The following is a 1,861-nucleotide window of genomic DNA, read 5'->3' on the forward strand; positions in this document are numbered from 1 at the left end:
TAAGAGACAGGACTGCCGCCGCCCTGGCCCTGGCCCTGGCGGAAGGACCCGCCGCCGCTGCGGCCGCCGCTGCTCGCGCCGCCGCTCCGGGGGTTCCGGTTGCCGCCGCCGCTGCTCCGGTTGCCGCCCCCGCCGTTGCCGCTTCCGCTGTTCCTGCCACTGCTTCGCATCAAAATTCCGTCTTGTCGTCTGCGTGAGTATCCGGGGTGTCCGGTGCGTCCGGATCGAACGACGGCACACCCTCTAGCGTCTCAGCCTCGATCGCGTCCGCCTCCGGGAGGAAGGGCGCGAGCTCCGGGAGCTCGTCCAGGCCGCGCAGGCCCATTCGCTCCAGAAAGTAGTTCGTCGTCCTGTACAGGATCGCACCTGTTTCGGGTTCCGCGCCCGCCTCCGCCACCAGGCCCCTCTGGAGGAGGGTCCGCATGACGCCGTCGCAGTTCACTCCGCGCACCGCCGAGACCCGCGAGCGGCTCACCGGCTGCCGGTACGCGACCACCGCCAGGGTCTCCAGCGCGGCCTGGGTGAGCCGGGCGTGCTGGCCGTCCAGGACGAAGCCCTCCACGGCCGCCGCGTACTCGGGGCGCGTGTAGAACCGCCAGCCGCCGGCGACGAGCCGCAGGTCGAAGCCCCGGCGCTGCGCGGTGTACTCGTCGGCCAGCTCCCGCAGCGCGTCCGCCACGGCCCTGCGGGGCCGCTGGAGCACCTTGGCCAGGTGGTCGACGGTGGCGGGCTCGTCGACGACCATGAGGACCGCCTCCAGGGCGGGCTTCAGATCGAGCGCGGCGACCGCGCCCTCGTCGTCCGGTCCGCCGTCCTGTGCGGTGGGCTGCGCGCTCATTCCCGTACGTCCTCCTCGTCGACGGCCCCGTTCGGCTCCTGGATCTCCTGGATCTCCTGGTCGAACTCGTCCGTCACCACCGGCTCCGCGTCCGCCCCGCCGCACCAGGTCACCAGCAGGTCGCCCAGCGCCTCGTCCTGGTCGAGGGCGACGGCCTTCTCGCGGTACAGCTCCAGCAGGGCCAGGAACCGGGCGACCACGGTCAGGGTGTCCGGCGCGTCCTCGGTCAGCACCGCGAAGCTCACCGCCGCCCCGGCCTCGCGCAGCCGCTCCACCACCAGGCCCGCCTGCTCCCGGACGCTGACCAGCGGGGCGTGGATGTGGTCCACGTACACCTGGGGCTCGGGCTTCGGCCGCATCGCCTTCACCGCGAGCCCGGCGAAGCCCTCGGGCCCGATGCTGATGACCACCTCGGGAAGCAGCGCGGCGTGCTGGTCCTCCAGGCCGACCGTACGGGGGTGGCGGCGGGCCTCCGACTCCAGGCGGCCCTGGAAGATCTCGGCGATCCGCTTGTACGCGCGGTACTGGAGCAGCCGCGCGAAGAGCAGGTCCCGCGCCTCCAGGAGCGCGAGGTCCGCCTCGTCCTCGACCTCGGCGGCGGGCAGCAGCCGGGCGGCCTTGAGGTCGAGCAGCGTGGCGGCGACGACGAGGAACTCGGTGGTCTGGTCGAGGTCCCAGTCGGGGCCCATGGCACGGATGTACGCCATGAACTCGTCGGTGACCTTCGACAGGGCGACCTCGGTCACATCCAGCTTGTGCTTGGAGATCAGTTGGAGGAGGAGGTCGAAGGGGCCCTCGAAGTTCACCAGCCGGACGGTGAAGCGCTTGTCGTCCGTTTCCGGCTCCGGTGCCGCCTCCGGTCGGGCTTCCAGCCCGGGCTCCGGTACGGCCTCGGGTGCCGCCTCCTCCGCCCCCACGGGCGGTTCCGACACCGCCCCGGGCCCCCGCCCCAGGGCACGGCGGCGCGGGGCGGCGGGGTCGTCGGGCGGGGGCATGGTGGTCCAGGGGTGGGGCGGCGGCTGT

2 protein-coding genes are annotated in these 1,861 nt (G+C 73.0%); both read right to left on the reverse strand.

The features are described 5' to 3' along the window. Positions 1–169 precede the first annotated feature (169 nt). Positions 170–838 carry an SMC-Scp complex subunit ScpB gene (scpB, locus tag CR470_RS37695; protein WP_097872247.1) on the reverse strand — a complete coding sequence of 223 codons (669 nt, stop codon included), beginning with the start codon at positions 836–838 and terminating at the stop codon, positions 170–172. Further along, on the reverse strand, positions 835–1,833 hold the full coding sequence (locus CR470_RS37700) for a segregation and condensation protein A (RefSeq protein ID WP_097872249.1): 999 nt from the start codon (positions 1,831–1,833) through the stop codon (positions 835–837). Before CR470_RS37700 ends, scpB begins: the two co-directional genes overlap by 4 nt. Between the last annotated feature and the right edge of the window lie 28 nt (positions 1,834–1,861).

The sequence above is a fragment of the Streptomyces sp. rh34 genome (genome assembly GCF_002551245.1).
Lineage (GTDB): Bacteria > Actinomycetota > Actinomycetes > Streptomycetales > Streptomycetaceae > Streptomyces.

Bases quoted from the DNA above. Each gene is read 5' to 3' on its own strand.
- scpB (WP_097872247.1), bottom strand. From the start codon at position 838: ATGAGCGCGCAGCCCACCGCACAGGACGGCGGACCGGACGACGAGGGC.
- CR470_RS37700 (WP_097872249.1), bottom strand. From the start codon at position 1,833: ATGCCCCCGCCCGACGACCCCGCCGCCCCGCGCCGCCGTGCCCTGGGG.